Consider the following 18,349-nt stretch of genomic DNA (forward strand, 5'->3'; position numbering starts at 1 on the left):
AGGACGACCGACCATGCAGATCATGCGACGCTCCAAGCACGCGGTCGCTTGCGGCGGTGTCCTCGCCGCAACGGCCCTCGCCGCGCTGTCCGTCACCCCGGCGCATGCCGCCGACAGCGGTGACCGGATCGCTGGATACCAGTCGGCCCGAAAGGTCCTTCAGACCGAGAAGGTCAAGGAGACCGTTTCGCGATTCCTCGCCGCGGACAAGCGGGCAAAGACCATGGGGGCAGCGGACGGTGGCGCGCAGGGAGGCGGCCCTGCGCAGAACCGGGAGACAACTGGCACAGCACCCATATTCGATCTCAAGAGGCTTGTGCCGATCTACGAGATAAGCCCCCAGTTCGTCGAGGGGGAGACCAAGAGCGCCCGTCAAGAGCCCCTGCGGCTCTCGTTCCTGGCCTCCCGCGTCACTGCCGACGACGGTCAGAAGGCATCGGTACTCCTCTCGCCGACCGGCCGGAGCGAGAACGCCGGCGGCCCGTCCGCCGGGAGCGGAGGCTGGCAGTTGTCCGGCATCCGTGACGGGGACAGAGAGATCACCCTCGCGGAACGCGGCAATCCGCATACCCGCACGTTCACCGAGCCACAGATCAACGCTTGGTACCAGCTCACCGACAGCGGCATGGTCGAACCGCTGAACAACGAGGCACGTGCCGGCCTGCGCGGCCGAACCCGCCTTCCCCTCAGCGAGTACCAGAAGCTGGTGAACAAGCGGTACGGCGACAAGCTGCCGGGCTCTGAGTACGACCACAAGGGCCTTGCCGGCGGATACGCCGACTTGACCGAGGAGGGCGGGACCGACCACACCAGAACGCTCGAAGCCACCCCGCACACCGACGAGTTATGGCGGTCGGCCGTAAGTGCGGGAGCCGTGGGCCTGATGACAGTCGGCGGCGTGATGTACGTACGCCGACGGCGAGCCTCTGCCGATCGGTGATCTCCTCGCTGGTTGCCGGTCCCTGGGACCGGCAACCAGCCTTTGCCGGCAGTGTCGGCTCCAGAAGATCAACAGCTCATCCGGCTCAATCCGTGAGCGGCCTCCGCTCCAAGCTGCTACAGCCTCCGCGAACGCTGGAAGTCCCTACCCGGGGTTTCGCCACTGGACGACCCGTCATGCGTGCCTGGAGACGCGCACCGTCCACTCAGTGATCCGGGTTCCCAGATCACTAGGACGCGCGCCACCACCAAAGGTCCACCAAGGCGGCCGCCCGCCGGGCCCACGTGATCCCCGTTCCGCCCTGGAATCCGATCCGCCGGCGATTTCTCGCTGGGCGCTGCCCGGCCAGGTCCCGCTCGCCCACCTGACGGCTGCACAGTCGTGTGCCACAGATCACATGTCCGCCCTCGGGCGTAACACGCGGCCGGTTACGGCGTCGTAGAGACAGCGATGTGTACCGCGATCACACATGCAGCAAAGGAACACGCGATGTCTGACGTCGGCATGAGCCCCGCCACCATGTTGGTCACGCTGCTGTTGGCTCAGCGCGCGGCGGCCGAGGCCGAGAACGGAGTCGCCGGCGACCTTCTTGAAGACCTGCTGGCCGCTCCGCCCGAAAACACCGAGCACCTGTGCGCACGGGCACAGCGCCTGGGGCGAGATCTGGCGTCCCCGCATGTGCTCGTCGCCGTACATGTCGTGAAAGAGAAGTCGGAACGCTCCTGGCCCTGGGCTGCCGCGTATGCGCATCGAAACAGGGGGCTGACCACACAACGACACGGCTGGCTGATCATCATGCTTCCGGGGCAGGATCCGCAGGCAGTCGCCGACCGAGTCGTCGTGGAACTGCGTCGCGCCATCGGTCACCCGGTCACCGCCGGCGCGGCGGGGCCGGTGACGTCACTCCAGCACGTTCATGGTGCCTACCAAGAGGCTCTCTCCTGCGGCAGGGTCTTGCTCGCGCTGGGACGGACCGCCGAAGCGGCGGTGGCCGAGGGGCTGGGGTTCATCGGGTTGCTGCTCAAGGGAAAGCCCGAACTCGCGCCCTTCGTCGACGCGACGATAGGCCCTCTGCTCAGGTATGACGCACGCCGAGGCACGGCGCTGCGCGACACTTTGCGCGCTTACCTGGACAGCGGCCAAAAACTGAGTCGGACTGCGAGAAAGCTGCACATCCACATCAACACCGCTGCCCAGAGGTTGAGCCGGATTACCGTCGTTCTCGGCCCGGGCTGGCAGGATCCGCAGCGCATGCTCGATATCCAAGTAGCCCTGACACTTCACGAGGTAAGCCATGCGTTTCAACGTGAGGCAGTTCACCGCGACGCAAGGTGATCACGAATAGTTCACTCAAACGCGCGCAGCAGTGCGACCGGCCCATGCCGCGGAAGGGCTGGTCCGCGGCGAAAGAGTGTGGAAAAGGTCACACACGTGACTGCGAAACCTGCGTAACAGGAACGCCGAAGGCGGGTCTCATCCGCGCGGAGAACGGAACCCTCGGCGGACAGAAAGGGAAAGCGAAGCTCAGAGCCGAGGCCGCGACATGACGAACGGATGCTCGTCACACTCAACGTAGCTCAGGTGGCTGCCCGTTGCCCGGAGGTCACCTGACTCTCTTTTTCCAGGAGGATGCGATGGCTGAGGCACGCCATAAGAAGGTTCGTAAGGTATCCACGATGGTGGCAGGCCGATACGCTGCTATTTCACTGGGGCTTGTGCTCGGTATCGGTGCGGCAGGCGCGTCGCCTGCCCTTGCGGCTGCTACGGCTGCTTCGAATTCACCCACGGGCGGCAACGGTGCGTCAACCGAAAACAAGGGTCAGTCCACGAGTGTGACGGTCAAACCCACTCCGGATGGCGTTCAGGTCGAGACCAAGCTTCGGCCGATTGAATGGAAGCTCGGCGACTATACTCTGAAGGCAAATTTGGTGGTGACCAAAAACGCTCATGTTGTATATGACGCCTCGGGCAATATCGCGGGGATTAAGGGTGAAGTACAATTCCCGGCCAACATACAGGTATCCAACCCCAAGGTGGGCAAGGTCGAAGTCCAGGGGTTGAGCGGTGGGGCCAAGGTCGACTGGTCAGTGAAGGATGGGCTAAAGGAACTCAAGGCGAATTTCGGGGCCGCCCCACAGTTCAAAGCGACTGACAACGAAGGCAACGGTCTGGAGGTCAAGGGGCTGAAAGCCGGGGGAGCCATAGCTTGGTCGCCCAAGGACGGACTGCAGTTGGAAGGCAGCCTGGGAGGAGACGTAAGCCTCAAGTTGACCAAGCCGGGTGGTTACGGCTTCTCGGCCGATGGGATGGAAGGCGGAGGCTCGTTCAAGTGGTCTCAGGCGCAAGGGTTCACAGAGCTTGAAGGCCATTTCAACGCGAAGCCACACCTGACCGTGCCTGTGAGCGGGGGGCTCAGCGTCGAGGGCCGCTTCCTTGAGGCGGGCGGCAGCATTAAATGGACGAAGGAAAACGGAATTGAAATTGCTGGCCATGGTGGTGTCGACCCGAAGCTGGGGCTGCACTTCGCCAATGGAACCAGCATCGAAGCCGAAGGGTTGAAGCTTGGCGCGGACTTCAAGTGGTCCGAGAAGAAGGGGCTTGAAGCAGGTGGCAATTTCGAGCTCAGCGGAAAGGCGAAGCTGACCTACAAAGACTACACGGCCGAGATCGATGGAATGAGGACAGGGGCCAAGCTCAAGTATTCACCGACTGACGGCTTCACATTCGAGGGAGTCGAATTCGACAGCGCCAACGCAAAGGTAAAGCTCAGCAAGGGCGGCGACAGTATTGAGCTCTCAGGGCTGGACGTCAACGGTAAGCTTAATTACACGGCGGCGGACGGATTCACCTTCAATGGGCACGCCGGGATCAAGCCGACAGCGACCGCGACATCCAAGGAATACGGTTCCGTCAAGCTCGAAGGACTGAGCGTCGGGTCTAACATAAAGTATTCATCGAAGGATGGTCTTGCGGTAGACGGCCTCCGCGTCGCGTATGATGGCAAGCTTACGTTCACTAGTGCTGATAAAAGCTACGGTGCCACGATCAGCGGCTTGACTGCCAGTTCTCAGGTGACCCTCAATAGAGAGACTGGGACGCTCGATATTGTGGGCAGCGGGCGAATGAATCCCACACTCGAAACGAATATTCTCGGTCTGCACAACAAGACCCAGTTCTTCGACACTGGCACCGGGAATTTCCACATCTCGTACGATGTCCCATTCATGTGGAAGACTCCTGCTGATCGGCAGCCGCGCTCGGCCGCCGAGGTGTCGAAGATCATGGAGCAGGCCCAGAAGGACGGTTTTCTCGGCGACGCCGTGAAGATCATGCAATTCCACAACCCGTCTAAGACGCCCGAGGAGGCGCGCCAAGCGGTTGCGGATCAGGTGCGGACCGGCCTTACCGTCGAAGGAATTATCGCCAAGGAAAACCGGCAGTTCAAGAATAGCCTGGGATTTACGATTCGGAATATTCAGGATGTCCTGAATCAAGTCAAGTCGCACCCGGGTGATCAGAACGCAACCTCAGAGGCAAACAGGGTGCTGAATGAGCTGAAGCTGGATGATCTCGCCAAAGTAAGCTCGACGATAGGCGGCCCTGATGCGCCGGTGCAACTGGAAAAGCTCACTAAGGCCATCAATGGAGTGAAGGCCTTCCTGAAGGCTCCCAGCGATTCATCGGCGGCCACGGCCCAAGCAGAACTCGATGGCGTGAGACAGTCCATCGGTCAAGGCGCAGAACACAAATATCAAACGGATAAGAACGGCGCCGTGTACCTGGTCGACGGAGCCAGGAAGACACTGGTAGGGCATTCCTCTGATCCCATCGAAACCAGTACGCGACCGAAGCGATCGACGCCTGAGCAGCCGAAGCCCGGAGATGAAAACTCCGGCCCAATAGAGTCGAAGCCGACGTCCGAGCAGTCCGGTACGGACGATGACGCCAAGGCCAAGGAGGAGGCTGACGCCAAGGCCAAGGAGGAGGCTGACGCCAAGGCCAAGGAGGAGGCGGACCGTAAGGCCAAGGAGGAGGCGGACCGTAAGGCCAAGGAGGAGGCGGACCGTAAGGCCAAGGAGGAGGCGGACCGTAAGGCCAAGGAGGAGGCGGACCGTAAGGCCAAGGAGGAGGCGGACCGTAAGGCCAAGGAGGAGGCGGACCGTAAGGCCAAGGAGGAGGCGGACCGTAAGGCCAAGGAGGAGGCGGACCGTAAGGCCAAGGAGGAGGCGGACCGTAAGGCCAAGGAGGAGGCGGACCGCAAGGCCAAGGAGGAGGCGGACCGCAAGGCCAAGGAGGAGGCGGACCGCAAGGCCAAGGAGGAGGCGGACCGCAAGGCCAAGGAAGAGGCGGACCGCAAGGCCAAGGAAGAGGCGGACCGCAAGGCCAAGGAAGAGGCGGACCGCAAGGCCAAGGAAGAGGCGGACCGCAAGGCCAAGGAAGAGGCCGACCGCAAGGCCAAGGAAGAGGCCGACCGCAAGGCCAAGGAAGAGGCCGACCGCAAGGCCAAGGAAGAGGCCGACCGCAAGGCCAAGGAAGAGGCCGACCGCAAGGCCAAGGAAGAGGCCGACCGCCGGGCCCGGGAGGAAGCCGACCGGCGTGCCCGGGACGAGCGGGCTCGTCAGGACCGGGCACGCGAGGGGAGGTAAGGGCTGCCTGAGGGTCTGGGAGACTGGTAGCCGCTCCACCTGACGGCTCGAAGCCTCCCTGACCCTGACCAACTGGGTCACCTTTGCTGGTCAACCGCACCCCTACTGCGGGGCCCGTAAGCCGGAACGCTGCGGAGCGCTTCCGCAACGCGCCCCGCATGCCGTGTTCGCAAGCACCCCCTCACTGCTCCGCTGCTGCACGCGGACATCGGGCACAACCTGGCAAGCGGTAGTCAGAAGGTGCCACGAATATTGACCGGGCCCACCTGGAAGAGCGCGGAGCATATCTTCCACGGGGCCGGAACGAGGACTGCCTGGTACGAGGCAGGCGGATAGACCCGCAGATAGATGCCGGTGGTGAGACAAGGTCCGCCGAGGGGACCATTGCTGGTGCGGATGACTGCCGCAGCGGATCGAGCCGGAGCGAGAACGACAGTCGTGTATGGCCTCCCGCTGGCGGAAGCGGCCAGGCCGATCTGGCGATGCGCGGTGTCGAGGACACTGACGCCCGGATACCCGCGTAAAGCACAGCGAGTGGTGCTCGTGTTGGTGAATGTGATCGGCCAGTACAGTGACCCCGCTGCGACTTCCTTACGGCCCATCGACAAGTAGAGGTCGTTCACCGTGCAGGTGCGAAGAACTGCTGACGCCTGCGCGTCTGCCGTAGCCTGCGCGGCGCCGGCGGCCACGCCACCAGTGGAAACGATGGTCAGTGCCGTGGCCGCGATGCGCCGGGAACGATGGCGAGAGTGAGAGGACATGGCATATCCGCCTCCGTCAGGCGAATCGGTTCATGTATGTCACTCTCCAGCATGCGCTTCTGACTCCGAGAGCAGTACCCGGGGCCGCACTCGTCGTCGGCCGCTCCGATGGCGGCCCTGCCCTGACGACCCGTATCAAGGGCTCCAGCAGAGGAAGGACCGCGGAACTGTCTGAACGCCGGCGGCCCCCAGCGGCGTTTCCCGGGCAGGAAGAGTCAGAAGTCGAAGACGGCGCCCGTGGCTGCCTGCAGTTCACAGGAGTTCGTGAACGTCTTCTCGTAGGAGACCTTCTTTTCCTTCCACCACCCTTGGGCAGTTACCTTCACCGGCCGGTAGATCTTGGGGCACATGGCGTCAGGATTGACGTTGAGCCTCTTGAAGTCCCCGGCGACGGACGTGAGCGTCGCGCAGGCTTGCTTGGGCTGGTGATGCCCTGCAGCCCACGTGGGATGGCAGCCCAGGAGCGCGGCCCTGTCCGGCGAGGACGCGGGATTGATGCCGGCGTGGGCACTTGTGAGCACCAGGACGGTGAGGGGCACGTTCTTCGCACCGGTTGGGGGTTCGTCGGCCGCTGCGGGGGTCGTTGACAGCAGAGCCCCGACTACGGCCGCGGCGGAGACAGCAGCGGCGGTGTAAGTGCGCATAGAGAGGCGTTTCTCCTTGTCGGAATGAGATCGTGGATCGGGCTCCCCGGCGGGCGTCACGTGGATGTGGACGCTTTCACCAGTCAGTGGCCCGACCTATTGCGGAGGTCTTGCACAGCTGCCAAGAGCGGATGGCCGACCGCCGCCGGGCGCGTGCAACCGACCAGTAGCGGATAGCTGCTCATGCCCCCAGGCGCCCCAGTGATCCGGGGCGCTGTGGTGATGCCACCTGCTCTTCTCTGCCTTCGACTGCTTGGCGCGTTGGAGCTTTGCATGCGAGCGGGAAGAGACACCCTTACGAGAGCGTCATGCACGCTGTGCATGACGGCCTGGCAATCCGAACGAGTGAGGGGGTGTTCTTTTTGCGGCCTTCCGGCCTCCCTATGACAAACAACTGAAGGCGCGTTCGTCCTGAGCGGCGACTTGGCCCATGCCAGTCATCGGTGCTTACGGGGGGCTCGGCGACGGCCTCGCCCGCGGGCCATGGATGGCACTCGGCGCCCTGCGAGAGCGGGAGCGGTGTCATCGGGACTCTCATCCCTGGCAACTCCATCAGTGGCGGCGCTTTCCTCGGCCGCGGCCTGCGCCCGCTTGGCCAGCACCCGCTTGCGCAGGGCCTTCATCTGCGGCTCGCGCTCCTTGAGGTCCGCGACGAGCGGCGTGGCGATGAAGATCGACGAGTAGGCACCGGCCGCGAGACCGACGAACAGCGACAGGGAGATGTCGTTCAGCGTGCCGGCGCCGAGGAAGCCACCGCCGATGAACAGCAGGCCCGCCACCGGCAGCAGCGCGACGACCGTGGTGTTGATGGACCGCACCAGGGTGCCGTTGATGGACTTGTTGGCGATGTCGGCGTAGGTCCAGCGGGTCTGCTTGGTGATGTCCTTGGTCTGCTCCTTGAGGCTGTCGAAGACGACGACCGTGTCGTAGAGCGAGTAACCGAGGATGGTCAGCAGACCGATGACCGTGCCGGGGGTGACCTCGAAGCCGACCAGGGCGTAGATACCGGTCGTGATCGTGATGTCGTGGATCAGCGCGACGAGGGCGGCGACGGCCATGCGCCACTCGAAGGCGATCGCCAGGTAGATCACCACGAGGACCATGAAGATCCCGAGGCCCTCCCAGGCCTTGTTGGCGATCTGCTCACCCCAGCTCGGGCCGACCAGGTCGGCGGCGAGCTTGTTGGAGTCGATCTTCAGGTCCTTGGCCAGGGTGTTCTTGATCTGGTCGGACTTGGAGGTGTCGATGCCGGCGATCTGGATGCGCAGGCTGCCGTTGCCGAGCTTCTGCACGATCGCCTCCTGGCCGGAGGCGGTGTGCGCGTACTCCTTCGCCTGGGCCACGGAGACGCTCATATTGTTCGGTGTGGTGAAGACCGCGCCGCCCTGGAACTCAATGCCTAAATTGAGGCCGTTGACGACCAGGCCGACGATGGCCGTGATGGTGATCAGAAACGAGATGCTGTACCAGTTGTTGCGTTTGCCGACGAAGTCGTAGCTGATCTCGCCGCGGTGCAGTCGAGCGCCGAGGTTGCCGAGTTTCGACATCGCTCACGCCTCCTTCGGGTCGACAGGGCCGGCGGCGGAACCGGCGGGTGCACAGGATGGGGCCACGGGCAGGCAACATCGGACGTGACCACCACCGTACGATCGGCTCCCGTCAGGCGCTTGGGTTGAGAATGATGCGGTCGCCGTCGGTGCCGGTGAGTGTCAGATTGCCGTTGTGCAACTCGGTGGTGAAGGTGTGTTCGTGCAGAGTGCCGTGAAGCGCATTCCTGAAGGTCCGGTCCGGCCCCTTGCAGGGTACGTCGCTGGTCGACAGACGTCCGAAGGTGATCTGTTCGCCGCGGGCGGTCACCGGTGCGCTGAATGCAGTCATGCAGCCGAGATCGCCGCGGGCCTGGTGGGCCCCTGTGTTGATGGAGATATGTGCTGAAGTGATGGGGCGTCGGGACACCCCATGAGTGGTGAGGGTGTTCACCTGCCACTGGACTCCGGTCACGTGCGCGAGAGGACCGCGGCTGAGATGGATGAGGTTGCCGTTGTCGGCGACGAGTGTCAGTTTTCCGCCATCCGCCTGGGCCGTGAAGGTGTGGTGGCTCAAGATGTTACTGAGTGCCACTTCGAACGCGCGTTCATTCTGCGCGCAGAGCATTCTGGTTGTGGTCAGTTCCCCGAAGGTCAGCTGAGTGCCGTTCATGGTGACGTGCGAGAAGAAGCTGTTGCAGCCCAGGCTGCCGTAGACCTGGCCGTTGGGGGGCATGCGGATATGGGCGTTCGTGACGGTGTCCCAGGTGGCGGCGGCGGTCGTGAGTCTGTCGATCCGCCAGTCGTTGCCGACCACGTCGGCCAGAGCGGCCGGCCGGCTGGGCGCGGAGGTGGCAGCCGGTGTGGGGCCAGGGGGGCCCACGGTCGAGCTGGCGGTGGCGCTGGCTGGCTGCAAGCCGGTGACGGCGAGTGCGGCGATCATCGTAGAGCGGATACTCATACGGGCGAGGAACTTCTTTGCGGGGGCCATGCGCTTCCTTTCGGTTTGCCGTGCTGACGGTCCGTGACGCAGCACGTGGCCGGTCAGTCAACCGCGATACCTGGGGGTGTAAGGGGGTCGACGGACTGTCACAGAGGGGCAGCCGCATCGAAGATGCGGCTGCCAGGGACGGGTGGGAACCTGAACTGAATCCGCCTTCTGAACCGAAGGAGTCATGTGATGAACAAGGACAAGGACGACGCCCACCAAGTCGGCAAGAAGCGGGAGCAGGCGCAACGGTCCGGGGGCGCTGAGACTGGGGAAAAATGGCAGCAGACCCAGCGGCGTGGCCGTCACGCGCGGGAAGAAAACAAAGACGCGCAGTCTGAGCGATCTCTGTCGTTAGACGACAGCCTCGGCACCATCGACGAGCGGTAGCCGAACAGGGGGTTGCCCGTGACGACCGGAATCCCCTCACCGCCGAGGCCGTGAGGGGATTCCGGGTATGCGCATCACTGACCAGCCCTCAACGCTCACGCTCTTCCGGTGCCACGGCGCCGACGGTAGGAAGACACTCCGACAACGGCCAGAGAGGCAGCAGCAGCGCCGGCTCCGAGGGCCGGATCAATCATCGGAACCGGTACGACGTTCGTGGAAGAAGCGGTGTTGTTCGCGTTATTGGGATCGGTCTCGTTTCCTGAGACCAGGGTGACCGTCCTGCTCATCTCGAACAATTGGTCTCCACTGATGGTGAAGGTGGTACTCGCACCGGGGGCCAAAGCACCGCCGGCACAGGTGACGGCCGACAGAACATCGCTCGGGACGCCGGCGGAGCCTGCTCCGACTGGATAGCTGCAGCGGCTGTCCATGGTGCGCGGAGCGAACCCGAGGCCGTTAGCTGTCTCCTGAGGTGTCCCACTGTACGCGCGAACAATCACCGGTAGGTAAAACGACCAGCCAGTCGCGGTGTCCGGGCCATCGTTTGTCACTGTCACCTGATAGGTGACACTCGTCCCGTAGGCCGGAGCAGGCGGTGGACCCGGCTGCGGACCCTCGATCTTGATGGACAGGTCAGCACTGCCTGCAGCACTGGCCGTGGGCGCACCCACTCCGACCGCGCAGACAGTCAAAAAAGTCGCGGCCAGCAGTCGACGCATGGAACTCCGCCTCATCAGCACACCACCAATCCCTGAAGCTTCACACGGAATAACAGATGTTCATGCAGACTGCTCCCCCGGGGGCTTGCTGACGATTGGCTGGACTGAACGGGGGACAGGACGCAATCAACTTGCGTCGACAACGCCATCCGCTTTATCCGGAACACCGAGCAGCGAACGCCGGACCAGGACGTCAGATTGGGCTGAGAGGCAGGCGCTGGCTCAGCCCGGTTGAGACACGCGCCGGCTCCGCCCGGTTGTACCGGCCGGCGGTTGCCGAACGTCGGTGCCAACTGGCGTACCGACGGGGTGTATGCGACATTGCGCCTACCAGGGCGGCAGTTGAAGCGATCCTGCGTCATGCGCCCGTCATGGATATCGTGCGGAGGGGCATAGCCATGCGCAGGACACTGCATGCTTTACTCAGATTCCTCATCGCCGCATGCATCGGACTGATATTGCCGTTGGGGACTTCCGGCAAAGCCGAGGCCGCCATGATTGCTGTCGTCAACGGGACACACTTCACAGACATCGCCGGCCAAGAAGTCCGCGGCCATGACGGCGGCGTGATCAAGGTCGGCGAATATTACTACTTCTTCGGTGAGAATCACTACTCGGACTACCGCTTCCAGTCAGTCTCCATGTACCGGTCGACCGACCTGCAGACCTGGGAGTTCCGCAACAACGTGCCGTGATCCCGGCAACCTCACCAAAAACCTGTACGCCGGCGCAGCACTTCCCGGACCCTGGACAGAAGGACCGGGCATCGTCTCCCGCCCGGACAAACACTCCGTCGTGTCAGCGAGCAACGACTGCGGCAGGATCCCTCTGGACGTGATCGTCTCAGCCGCCTCATGGCCGCCATATCCCCTGCTCCACAGGGGGCTCGACCTCCTCAGCGGCACCAGCTGCGCTCAGATGCCCGCCAGCCAGGTCGCCGCGATGTATGAGGGGTACGGGCTGAAGCTCCTGGGACGCCCCCCGGCCGTCGTAGTGAACGGCCGTCCAGGACCCGGCCGTCTACCGTGACCTCACGCATAACGGGATGTCCGTGCCCCGGTCCGTCTACGACGCCGTGCCGTACGGTGCCACTTTGCACTTCGGCCAGACCGTACTCGCGGCATCAGGTCAGCCAGCGGCGTTCAACCTGGACAACAACACCCTCTGGCCTGTCAGTTGCTCGCAGATGATCACCGACAACCATTCCTCTGTCATCACGGTGGCCTCCTCAGCGTGGCTCTCACACCCCAAAGGCCCCGGCCTCTTGACAGAAACACCGGGAGGCCAGAGAAGGGGGCCGAGCGCGCGCACAATAGGACGCCCCCACGGCGGATAGGAATGTCGCATTCACAGGTGTGCTGTCCCCTTGGCATCGGCATGGAGCAGGGAAGACAATCGGCACGTCCCGGCAAGATCAACACACGGATGGTAGCTGTGCCCGACACCCCCAGCCCCGATTTCCCCGGTCTCAAAGGCGGTGAGGAGCAAGCGGCACAGGACGCGGTGCAGAAGGTGGTGCACTGGTACAGCACCCGCATCATCAAGGAGCGCCGCGCGTCAGTGCCTGACGATCAGCGGCTGGCGGAGCTGAAGGCCGGCCGCCAGGCCGCGCTCGCTGACCAGGCGCAGCTTGTGACGGCCGACTTGGAGGAGGCCGGTTGGATCGCCGCCGTCTACGCGGCTCGGCTCAAGGAGCTCAACCAGCCCAAGCCCAGGAGCTGAAGAAGACCGGGTGTCGCCGGGAGCAACTCGTCCATCGGGGATTGTCATGCCCGGAGCGAGACTCTCACCATTCAATATGAATCCGGCCAGGAAGGGTGAAATTCCATGCCTTGCCTTGCTCTCGCGGTCGGCCGAAAGGCGGTCGATGGGATCTTGGGTTGCTCCCACACCAATCGACATCCGGAGGCTCACCATGAGGGCAGATGTGAAGGCGGAGTTTGCTGCTTACCTCAGGACATGGGAGACGTGGGAGACGCTGGCCCCACAGGCCCAGGACGCCGACGAACCGACCGGAAGGGCCTCAGAGAAGGAGGTCAATGGCTCCATTCGCCGCGAGCAACCGTGGCGCATCACCGCGACTCCGGAGGAGATCATCACGTCCGACCCGAACGCGTCCGCACTCTTTCCCGGGGCGATCGTACAGGCGGCTCCGGCGATCCAACAGGGCCGTCTGATCTCCGCCGGAATCGAGGACACCCAGCGGACCCCGCTGAGAATCGACGTCAATGTCCTGGCGCCGGGAGAGTCGATCACGGTCAATCGCCCCTCCCGTGACAGGGTGATGAACGCTGTCAAATCGGCCGTCGAGGGCATGCGCACCGACTACAGCGCCGTCCTCTGTCGTACGGTCGGCTACCACACCGGTGCTCAGACCGCGCTCGGGCTCGGGTTGTCGCCGTCCTACCTCGGCTCCGGCACTGCCCCACAGGCGTCGGTACAGCGCCCGGACGGCCGCAACGCCGTCGCCGTATACCTGCGCGAGCGTGTCTATACCGTCGCCTGCGATATGCCACCCTCCGCCGACCAACTCATCAACGACGACTTCACCGGACGGCACCTCGTCGAACTCGTCGATTCCGGCGCCATGGGCCCGCGGAACCCTCCCGTCCTCGTATCCCACGTCATCTACGGCCGCTTCCTCGCCTTCGTGATCTCTTCGACGACGTCGGAAGAGCACCTCGACCAGGCCGTCAAAGCCGGATACTCGGCGTTCGCCGACGTCGACAGCCAGCTCAGACACCAGCACCAGAAGGTCCTCGGCGACGCCGAGATCTCACTCCTCAGCCCGAACGGCAACCCAGCCATCGTCGGGGAGCAGTTGAAGAACGGTACCCTCGCCAACTCCTTCCGGAGCCGGCATCACATGACGAATTACGGCCCCATCGGCTTCATGCTGAGAACCCTGGACGGCCACCCCGCGACTAAGAGCGAGACCGCCGACTACCAAAAGATCACCTGGTCATGATGGTCCGCCCAGCCACGTCCCTCCATCTGGCCGGCGGCCCAGGGAAGCCCCGCGGTGTCAATTCCCCGGAAACGCAAAGCACTTCCCTATGCGGCCTACAGGGCTGGTCAGTAGGTGTTTGGGGGTGGGTGGGCCGCTGTCATGAGGTGGTTCGACGCCGGCTTCCGCCAAGCGTCCCGGAGCCACCGCCGGGCCACCAAGAGGGTAACGGGGTCTCCATACCCTGACGGTGCCCCGCACCAAGATGGGCACCCATCAACCCGCTATGTTTAACTGAAATATGGTACAGATCGATTTTTCGCTCTTACGGTACAGAAGGTGCAGCCTGTTAGGTGGTGTTGCCTTATTAGTGGGGGGCGCGGTCGTTGCTCCGGCACGGCAGGCTGATGCCGCTGACGGGGTGCCCACTACGTGGGTCTCCTTCAGCAAGGGCAGACTGATCTACCGTGCCGACTCGTACGGCAACCGCGTCCCGGACTTCTCCTACGTCGGCTATCACAGCGGTAACAAGAGGATCCCTGCTGTCCGTGCCCGCGTCACTCTGGGGCCGGGTGGATCCGGTGATGATACGACGCGCATACAGACGGCAATCAACAGTGCCGCCAAGGCGGGAGGCGGCGCGGTGGTGCTAAAGCCGGGTACGTACCGGCTCGCCGGCACCGTCCACCTGAACCGGTCAGGAGTCGTCTTGCACGGTTCAGGGGGTTCGAGAACACTACTGGCGGGCGCGGGAAAGCCGCACACACTCATCACGATCGGCGGCCGCGGCAGCATCAGGCGAGTCGGCGGCGCCCACCGCATTACCGACCGCTACGTCCCGGTGGGCTCGCGCGTCGTGCATGTCGCGGCCGCCAACAAGTACTTCAAGGCCGGAGACAACATCATCGTCCAGCGGCCTATCGGGAACAAATGGATCCACGCCATCGGCATGGACAAGATCCCGCCGCGCACCGACGGTCGGCCCATCACCCAGTGGAAGCCCAGTCCTGGGCATGAGTTCGAGCGCAGAGTCATTAAAGTCAGCGGCAACACCATCCTATTCGATGCCCCGCTCCCCCAAGCGCTTGAAAGCCAGTACGCGAACTCCTCGGTATGGAAGTACCAGTTTCCGGGCCGCATCAAGGAGGCCGGACTGGAATACCTCTCCGCCACCGGCCAGGCCTTCGAATCCCATCCGTCCTGGCGGGGCGGTGGCTTCTTCAACTCCAGGCTGGTCAGCATGGAGAGTGCGGAGGACTCCTGGGTCCGCTCGGTGTCGGCGAAGCGCTTCGGCCAGGCCTACAATTTCGGGCGCGGCGCACTGCACGACACCATGATCAACACCACAGCAACCAATGTGTCCGTTCCCAAAGGCGTCAGCGCCTGGCCCGCTGCCTACTCGATCAGCGGCCAGCAGACACTCATCGACACCTGCAAGGTGACCGGCAGCTACGTCCACGCCTGGGCAACAGGATCCTGGGTCCCCGGGCCCAACGTGGTCCACAACTGCACCGCGCTCAACACCGGCTCAGGTGGGCTGGACGGAGGCCCCCACCAACGCTGGGCGACCGGCACGCTATACGACCGCGTACACATGAACGCCACCGGTCGGTTCTCCATCGAGGACCGAGGAAACAAGGGCACCGGGCACGGCTGGGCCGGCGCCAACAACGTCCTGTGGAACTGCACCGGCGGCACCTATCTCGTAGAGAAGCCGCCCACCGCTTACAACTGGGCCATCGGCTGCACCGGCAAGAAGGCCGCACCCAAACCTGGACACCACGCCGGACAAATCCAGTCAGCCGGCCACAACGTCCAACCCCCAAGCCTGTACAGAGAACAACTGAAAGAACGCCACGCCACCAGATAGGCCCCGCACCCCCCTCCAGGCGGTGGTGGTGATGCGCCTATGACTTCGCCTGCCCGAACCGCCAGAGTCTTGCCGGCCTTGAGGCGGGCGTGGGCGAGGCGGTTGGGTTGTTGTTTGCGCAGGTCAGGAAGTGGGCTAGGGCGCACGCCGGTCGATCGCACACCGCAGCGCCGCCAGCACCGCATCACGGCTGGGCTCATGCGGCGTGACAGCCACCCCGACGATCACCTTGGTCTCACAGTTGATGAACCAGGTCACCCACGGACAGACCAACTCCCCTTCGACCTCGACCGGGGCACGCTTGTGATCACCCTGCCACACCGCATTGCGATGACCAGCCGGCCGACTAGTGCTTTGACCAGGAACGTTCGCCGGGTGGTTGGGCAACGTTGTGGTCGTTGACCGCGCTCGGGGATCATCGCGGGATGAGCGAGATCATCTTGATGTCGGATCCACGGGTAGCAGCTGTCCCCGTGCATGAGTGCGGTGAGCCGCTGGTCGATGTCCGGAGGGGGCCGCTCCTTGTGGACTTGCGGAAGCAAGACGACTCGGACGCCTTTTTCTACCTCCGGGAAGGTGTGCTGGAGCGTCTGCTCCAGGCACAGGCACACTTGCCGGCTGGCCTGGGGTTCCTGGTGGTCGAGGGCTATCGTCCCCCAGGGCTGCAGCGGCGCTACTTTGAGAAATACGCGGCCAGACTGCGAGCTGAGCAGCCTGGCTGGACCGACGAGCAGATCCGGTCGGCAGCGAGCCGTTTCGTGTCGCCACCGGAGATCGCGCCGCACAGCGCGGGAGCGGCGGTGGATCTGACGCTCGTGGATGCGGACGGCCGTGAGCTGGATCTGGGTACGCCTATGAACGCGACTCCGGAGGAGAGCGCCGGCGCCTGCTACACCGACGCTGCCGGGATCAGCGAGCAGGCGCGCGCCCACCGGGAGATCCTGGGACGAGTGCTGACGGCCGTGGGCCTGGTGAACTACCCGACGGAATGGTGGCATTGGTCGTTCGGCGACCGCTACTGGGCGCTGGCCACTGGAGCGGCAAACGCCTGTTACGGACCGAGCTGGCAAGGCGTGCACGAATGACGCTCTCGGCTGAGCCGCGTAGCCCATCAGGCTGTCGCGGTGAGGGGGCGTCCGCCCCAGCGGGTGCCTTTCTCGCTGCGGATGCGGGCGCGTTCCTTGCGCTGGGCGGGCGAGCACATTGGGGTGACGGGCGTTGGCGTTGCGCCAGCGCAGAAACGCGTGCAGGGCCCGGGTCTGCGCGGGGTGGCTGCGATGGTTTGAATTGGCCAGAGTGAACTGCCGCAGCGGTCCGAAGTGGGCCTCGATCGGGTTGGCCCAGGAGGCGTAGGTCGGGGTGAAGCACAGCTCGACGCGGTTCTTCCTCGCCCAGCGCCGGATGGTCTCGCCCTTGTGGGCGGAGAGGTTGTCCAGGATGACGTAGATCGGGGCGCCGTCCGGGCGGGCCGCGCGGATCGACTTCAGCGCGGCCAGTGTGTTCGTGGCGCCCTTCTTCCTGCGGTTGACGCCCCACAGCCTGTCGTCGCCGAGCGAGTAGCAACCGTGGAAGTACCGCACCCCGTGGGTGCGGTGGTAGGTCGCGGGATGCCGCTCGGGGTGACCGGCAGGAGCCCAGCACGAGCCGGCGGTGGGCCGGATGCCGAGCGGCCCGAACTCGTCGAACGCGAACACGCGATCCGGGAATCGCTCCAGTACGTGCTCAATGCGGTCGAGCTTGGCGTCACGCTCCGGGTCGGGTGACTCCTTCCATGTCTTGGTTCGCTGGAAGGTGATGCCGCGGCGGGCGAGCAGGCACCGTAACGTCTCGCGGCCGATCCGGATCACGCGGCCGCGCACGCGGCGCAGGTAGGCGGCGAGTTTGCGGATGGACCAGCGGGTGAAGGGCTGGCCCAGCTTGGTCGGGCGGGTGGTGGCCGTCTGGACGACGAAGTCCTCGTCGTCAGGACTGAGAAGGCGGGGACGGCCTCCCGCCCACCGAGGGTCCAAGCAGGCCAGGCCGATCTCGTTGAACCGGTGGATCACGTCCCGGACGGTGTCCTCGTCAGCCTGCACCAGCTTCGCGATCACCGGCCCCCGGTTCCCGCCGGCCGAGGCCAGCAGCATCATCGCTCGCCGGAAGCGCACCGAACTGGTACTGCCCCGGCGCACGATCTGCTGCAGCTTCTGCCCTTCTTGGTCGGTCAACCTGCGCACACGGACAGGCTCAGCCACCACACCCCCAGCAGTCGGAGCGGACGTCACCACACATCCAACCGCCGAAGCCGCCGCCCCGGCGAACCTATGTGGTCAGAGCACTAGCCAAGAACACGTCATGAACCCGCCGCGCCCTTTACACCCTGCCGCCTGCGCGCTCACCCGCCGTCAGGTCCCGGCGGATCGCCCGATGCACGTGGTCAGCGACGGCACCGGTCCCTTGCGGACGGGTTCAGCTGGGCGCGCTTGACCCGCTCGGGGTGTGCGCGGGAAGGGTGGCCATTCCGCAGGGCGGGCAGTTGCCGCGTCTGTGCCGTCACCGTGAACAGGCCGGCCGGCACCCGTCGGAGGACGTCCCGCGCGGCGGGCGTCCAGCCGCTGTCACTCCGTCCGCTCCGAATGCCCCAACGTCTCTGCCGACAGCCGGATATGAGCAGACGTCAGCTCATCAGGGGCTTCCAGCCCGGGCAGACGCTCCACTGCAGGCGCACGCTGCGCGCCGGGCGAGTCGTTCGGCACTCCTTCGTCTTTCTCCCCGTCGGTCCCATCGCCGGAGAAGCTCCGGCATGGCGGAGACAGCAGTGGACCCAGTGCGCTAGGACGGCTCGTTTCACCTCTGGCACGCATGTTGCTGGGAAGGCCGGCACGACGTACTGCCATCAAGGATTCCAACAGCCCGGTTTCCACACCGAAATGACGGAA

General features: G+C 64.4%; 14 protein-coding genes and 2 pseudogenes. 9 read left to right on the forward strand and 7 right to left on the reverse strand.

Translation table 11 applies throughout. The features are described 5' to 3' along the window. The first annotated feature begins 22 nt into the window (after positions 1 to 22). The 3 genes from DBP14_RS35785 to DBP14_RS35795 all read left to right on the forward strand — a co-directional run bounded on the left by DBP14_RS35785 (position 23) and on the right by DBP14_RS35795 (position 5,586). A complete protein-coding gene (locus tag DBP14_RS35785; protein WP_129312404.1) occupies positions 23 to 940 on the forward strand; it encodes a hypothetical protein in 918 nt (305 codons plus the stop codon). 489 nt (positions 941 to 1,429) lie between these two features. Continuing rightward, positions 1,430 to 2,275 carry a helix-turn-helix domain-containing protein gene (locus tag DBP14_RS35790; RefSeq protein ID WP_164992586.1) on the forward strand — a complete coding sequence of 282 codons (846 nt, stop codon included), beginning with the start codon at positions 1,430 to 1,432 and terminating at the stop codon, positions 2,273 to 2,275. Between the two features lie 299 nt (positions 2,276 to 2,574). Further along, positions 2,575 to 5,586 carry a cell envelope integrity protein TolA gene (locus DBP14_RS35795; protein ID WP_129312406.1) on the forward strand — a complete coding sequence of 1,004 codons (3,012 nt, stop codon included), beginning with the start codon at positions 2,575 to 2,577 and terminating at the stop codon, positions 5,584 to 5,586. Positions 5,587 to 5,819: 233 nt separating this feature from the next. On the opposite strand, the gene DBP14_RS35800 is transcribed toward DBP14_RS35795, so the two are convergent. The 4 genes from DBP14_RS35800 to DBP14_RS35815 all read right to left on the reverse strand — a co-directional run bounded on the left by DBP14_RS35800 (position 5,820) and on the right by DBP14_RS35815 (position 9,508). Next, positions 5,820 to 6,347 carry a DUF4232 domain-containing protein gene (locus tag DBP14_RS35800; RefSeq protein WP_129312407.1) on the reverse strand — a complete coding sequence of 176 codons (528 nt, stop codon included), beginning with the start codon at positions 6,345 to 6,347 and terminating at the stop codon, positions 5,820 to 5,822. A gap of 215 nt (positions 6,348 to 6,562) precedes the next feature. Further along, positions 6,563 to 6,991: an SSI family serine proteinase inhibitor gene (locus DBP14_RS35805; protein WP_129312408.1), complete on the reverse strand. Its 429-nt coding sequence runs from the start codon at positions 6,989 to 6,991 to the stop codon at positions 6,563 to 6,565. A 437-nt stretch (positions 6,992 to 7,428) separates the two neighbouring features. Then, positions 7,429 to 8,538: a protein translocase subunit SecF gene (gene secF / locus DBP14_RS35810; protein ID WP_129312409.1), complete on the reverse strand. Its 1,110-nt coding sequence runs from the start codon at positions 8,536 to 8,538 to the stop codon at positions 7,429 to 7,431. A gap of 112 nt (positions 8,539 to 8,650) precedes the next feature. After that, positions 8,651 to 9,508 carry an META domain-containing protein gene (locus tag DBP14_RS35815; RefSeq protein WP_129312410.1) on the reverse strand — a complete coding sequence of 286 codons (858 nt, stop codon included), beginning with the start codon at positions 9,506 to 9,508 and terminating at the stop codon, positions 8,651 to 8,653. A 189-nt stretch (positions 9,509 to 9,697) separates the two neighbouring features. Between DBP14_RS35815 and DBP14_RS35820 the strand changes: the two genes are divergently transcribed. Then, the gene (locus DBP14_RS35820; protein ID WP_129312411.1) at positions 9,698 to 9,895 is read left to right on the forward strand and encodes a hypothetical protein; all 198 of its coding nucleotides are present in this window, start codon (positions 9,698 to 9,700) and stop codon (positions 9,893 to 9,895) included. A gap of 95 nt (positions 9,896 to 9,990) precedes the next feature. On the opposite strand, the gene DBP14_RS35825 is transcribed toward DBP14_RS35820, so the two are convergent. After that, positions 9,991 to 10,614, reverse strand: coding sequence for a DUF11 domain-containing protein (locus DBP14_RS35825; RefSeq protein ID WP_164992587.1), 624 nt, complete (start codon positions 10,612 to 10,614; stop codon positions 9,991 to 9,993). Positions 10,615 to 11,012: 398 nt separating this feature from the next. On the opposite strand from DBP14_RS35825, the gene DBP14_RS35830 reads away from it, so the two are divergent. From DBP14_RS35830 to DBP14_RS35855, 5 genes are all read left to right on the forward strand, one after another. Next, positions 11,013 to 11,309 (forward strand): hypothetical protein, encoded by a 297-nt coding sequence (locus DBP14_RS35830; RefSeq protein ID WP_129312413.1) that lies wholly within the window; start codon positions 11,013 to 11,015, stop codon positions 11,307 to 11,309. Between the two features lie 739 nt (positions 11,310 to 12,048). Then, on the forward strand, positions 12,049 to 12,336 hold the full coding sequence (locus DBP14_RS35835; protein WP_129312414.1) for a hypothetical protein: 288 nt from the start codon (positions 12,049 to 12,051) through the stop codon (positions 12,334 to 12,336). 193 nt (positions 12,337 to 12,529) lie between these two features. Continuing rightward, complete coding sequence (locus DBP14_RS35840; protein WP_164992588.1) at positions 12,530 to 13,582, forward strand: thiol-activated cytolysin family protein; 1,053 nt, start codon at positions 12,530 to 12,532, stop codon at positions 13,580 to 13,582. Between the two features lie 400 nt (positions 13,583 to 13,982). Then, complete coding sequence (locus DBP14_RS35845) at positions 13,983 to 15,431, forward strand: glycosyl hydrolase family 28-related protein (protein WP_164992589.1); 1,449 nt, start codon at positions 13,983 to 13,985, stop codon at positions 15,429 to 15,431. Between the two features lie 425 nt (positions 15,432 to 15,856). Continuing rightward, a complete protein-coding gene (locus DBP14_RS35855) occupies positions 15,857 to 16,516 on the forward strand; it encodes a M15 family metallopeptidase (protein WP_129312417.1) in 660 nt (219 codons plus the stop codon). 26 nt (positions 16,517 to 16,542) lie between these two features. On the opposite strand, the pseudogene DBP14_RS35860 reads toward DBP14_RS35855, so the two are convergent. Together DBP14_RS35860 and DBP14_RS36525 are read right to left on the reverse strand one after the other, a co-directional pair. Next, positions 16,543 to 17,665 (reverse strand): annotated as a pseudogene (locus DBP14_RS35860) (IS630 family transposase). Positions 17,666 to 18,028: 363 nt separating this feature from the next. After that, positions 18,029 to 18,349 (reverse strand): annotated as a pseudogene (locus DBP14_RS36525) (hypothetical protein); the annotation flags it as partial.

This window comes from Streptomyces sp. L2 (assembly GCF_004124325.1).
In the GTDB taxonomy this organism is placed as follows: domain Bacteria; phylum Actinomycetota; class Actinomycetes; order Streptomycetales; family Streptomycetaceae; genus Streptomyces.

Coding starts and splice junctions, on each gene's coding strand:
- DBP14_RS35800 (WP_129312407.1), bottom strand. CDS start 6,347: ATGTCCTCTCACTCTCGCCATCGTTCCCGGCGCATCGCGGCCACGGCA.
- DBP14_RS35820 (WP_129312411.1), top strand. CDS start 9,698: ATGAACAAGGACAAGGACGACGCCCACCAAGTCGGCAAGAAGCGGGAG.
- secF (WP_129312409.1), bottom strand. CDS start 8,538: ATGTCGAAACTCGGCAACCTCGGCGCTCGACTGCACCGCGGCGAGATC.
- DBP14_RS35815 (WP_129312410.1), bottom strand. CDS start 9,508: ATGGCCCCCGCAAAGAAGTTCCTCGCCCGTATGAGTATCCGCTCTACG.
- DBP14_RS35795 (WP_129312406.1), top strand. CDS start 2,575: ATGGCTGAGGCACGCCATAAGAAGGTTCGTAAGGTATCCACGATGGTG.
- DBP14_RS35830 (WP_129312413.1), top strand. CDS start 11,013: ATGCGCAGGACACTGCATGCTTTACTCAGATTCCTCATCGCCGCATGC.
- DBP14_RS35840 (WP_164992588.1), top strand. CDS start 12,530: ATGAGGGCAGATGTGAAGGCGGAGTTTGCTGCTTACCTCAGGACATGG.
- DBP14_RS35785 (WP_129312404.1), top strand. CDS start 23: ATGCGACGCTCCAAGCACGCGGTCGCTTGCGGCGGTGTCCTCGCCGCA.
- DBP14_RS35855 (WP_129312417.1), top strand. CDS start 15,857: ATGAGCGAGATCATCTTGATGTCGGATCCACGGGTAGCAGCTGTCCCC.
- DBP14_RS35805 (WP_129312408.1), bottom strand. CDS start 6,991: ATGCGCACTTACACCGCCGCTGCTGTCTCCGCCGCGGCCGTAGTCGGG.
- DBP14_RS35825 (WP_164992587.1), bottom strand. CDS start 10,614: ATGCGTCGACTGCTGGCCGCGACTTTTTTGACTGTCTGCGCGGTCGGA.
- DBP14_RS35790 (WP_164992586.1), top strand. CDS start 1,430: ATGTCTGACGTCGGCATGAGCCCCGCCACCATGTTGGTCACGCTGCTG.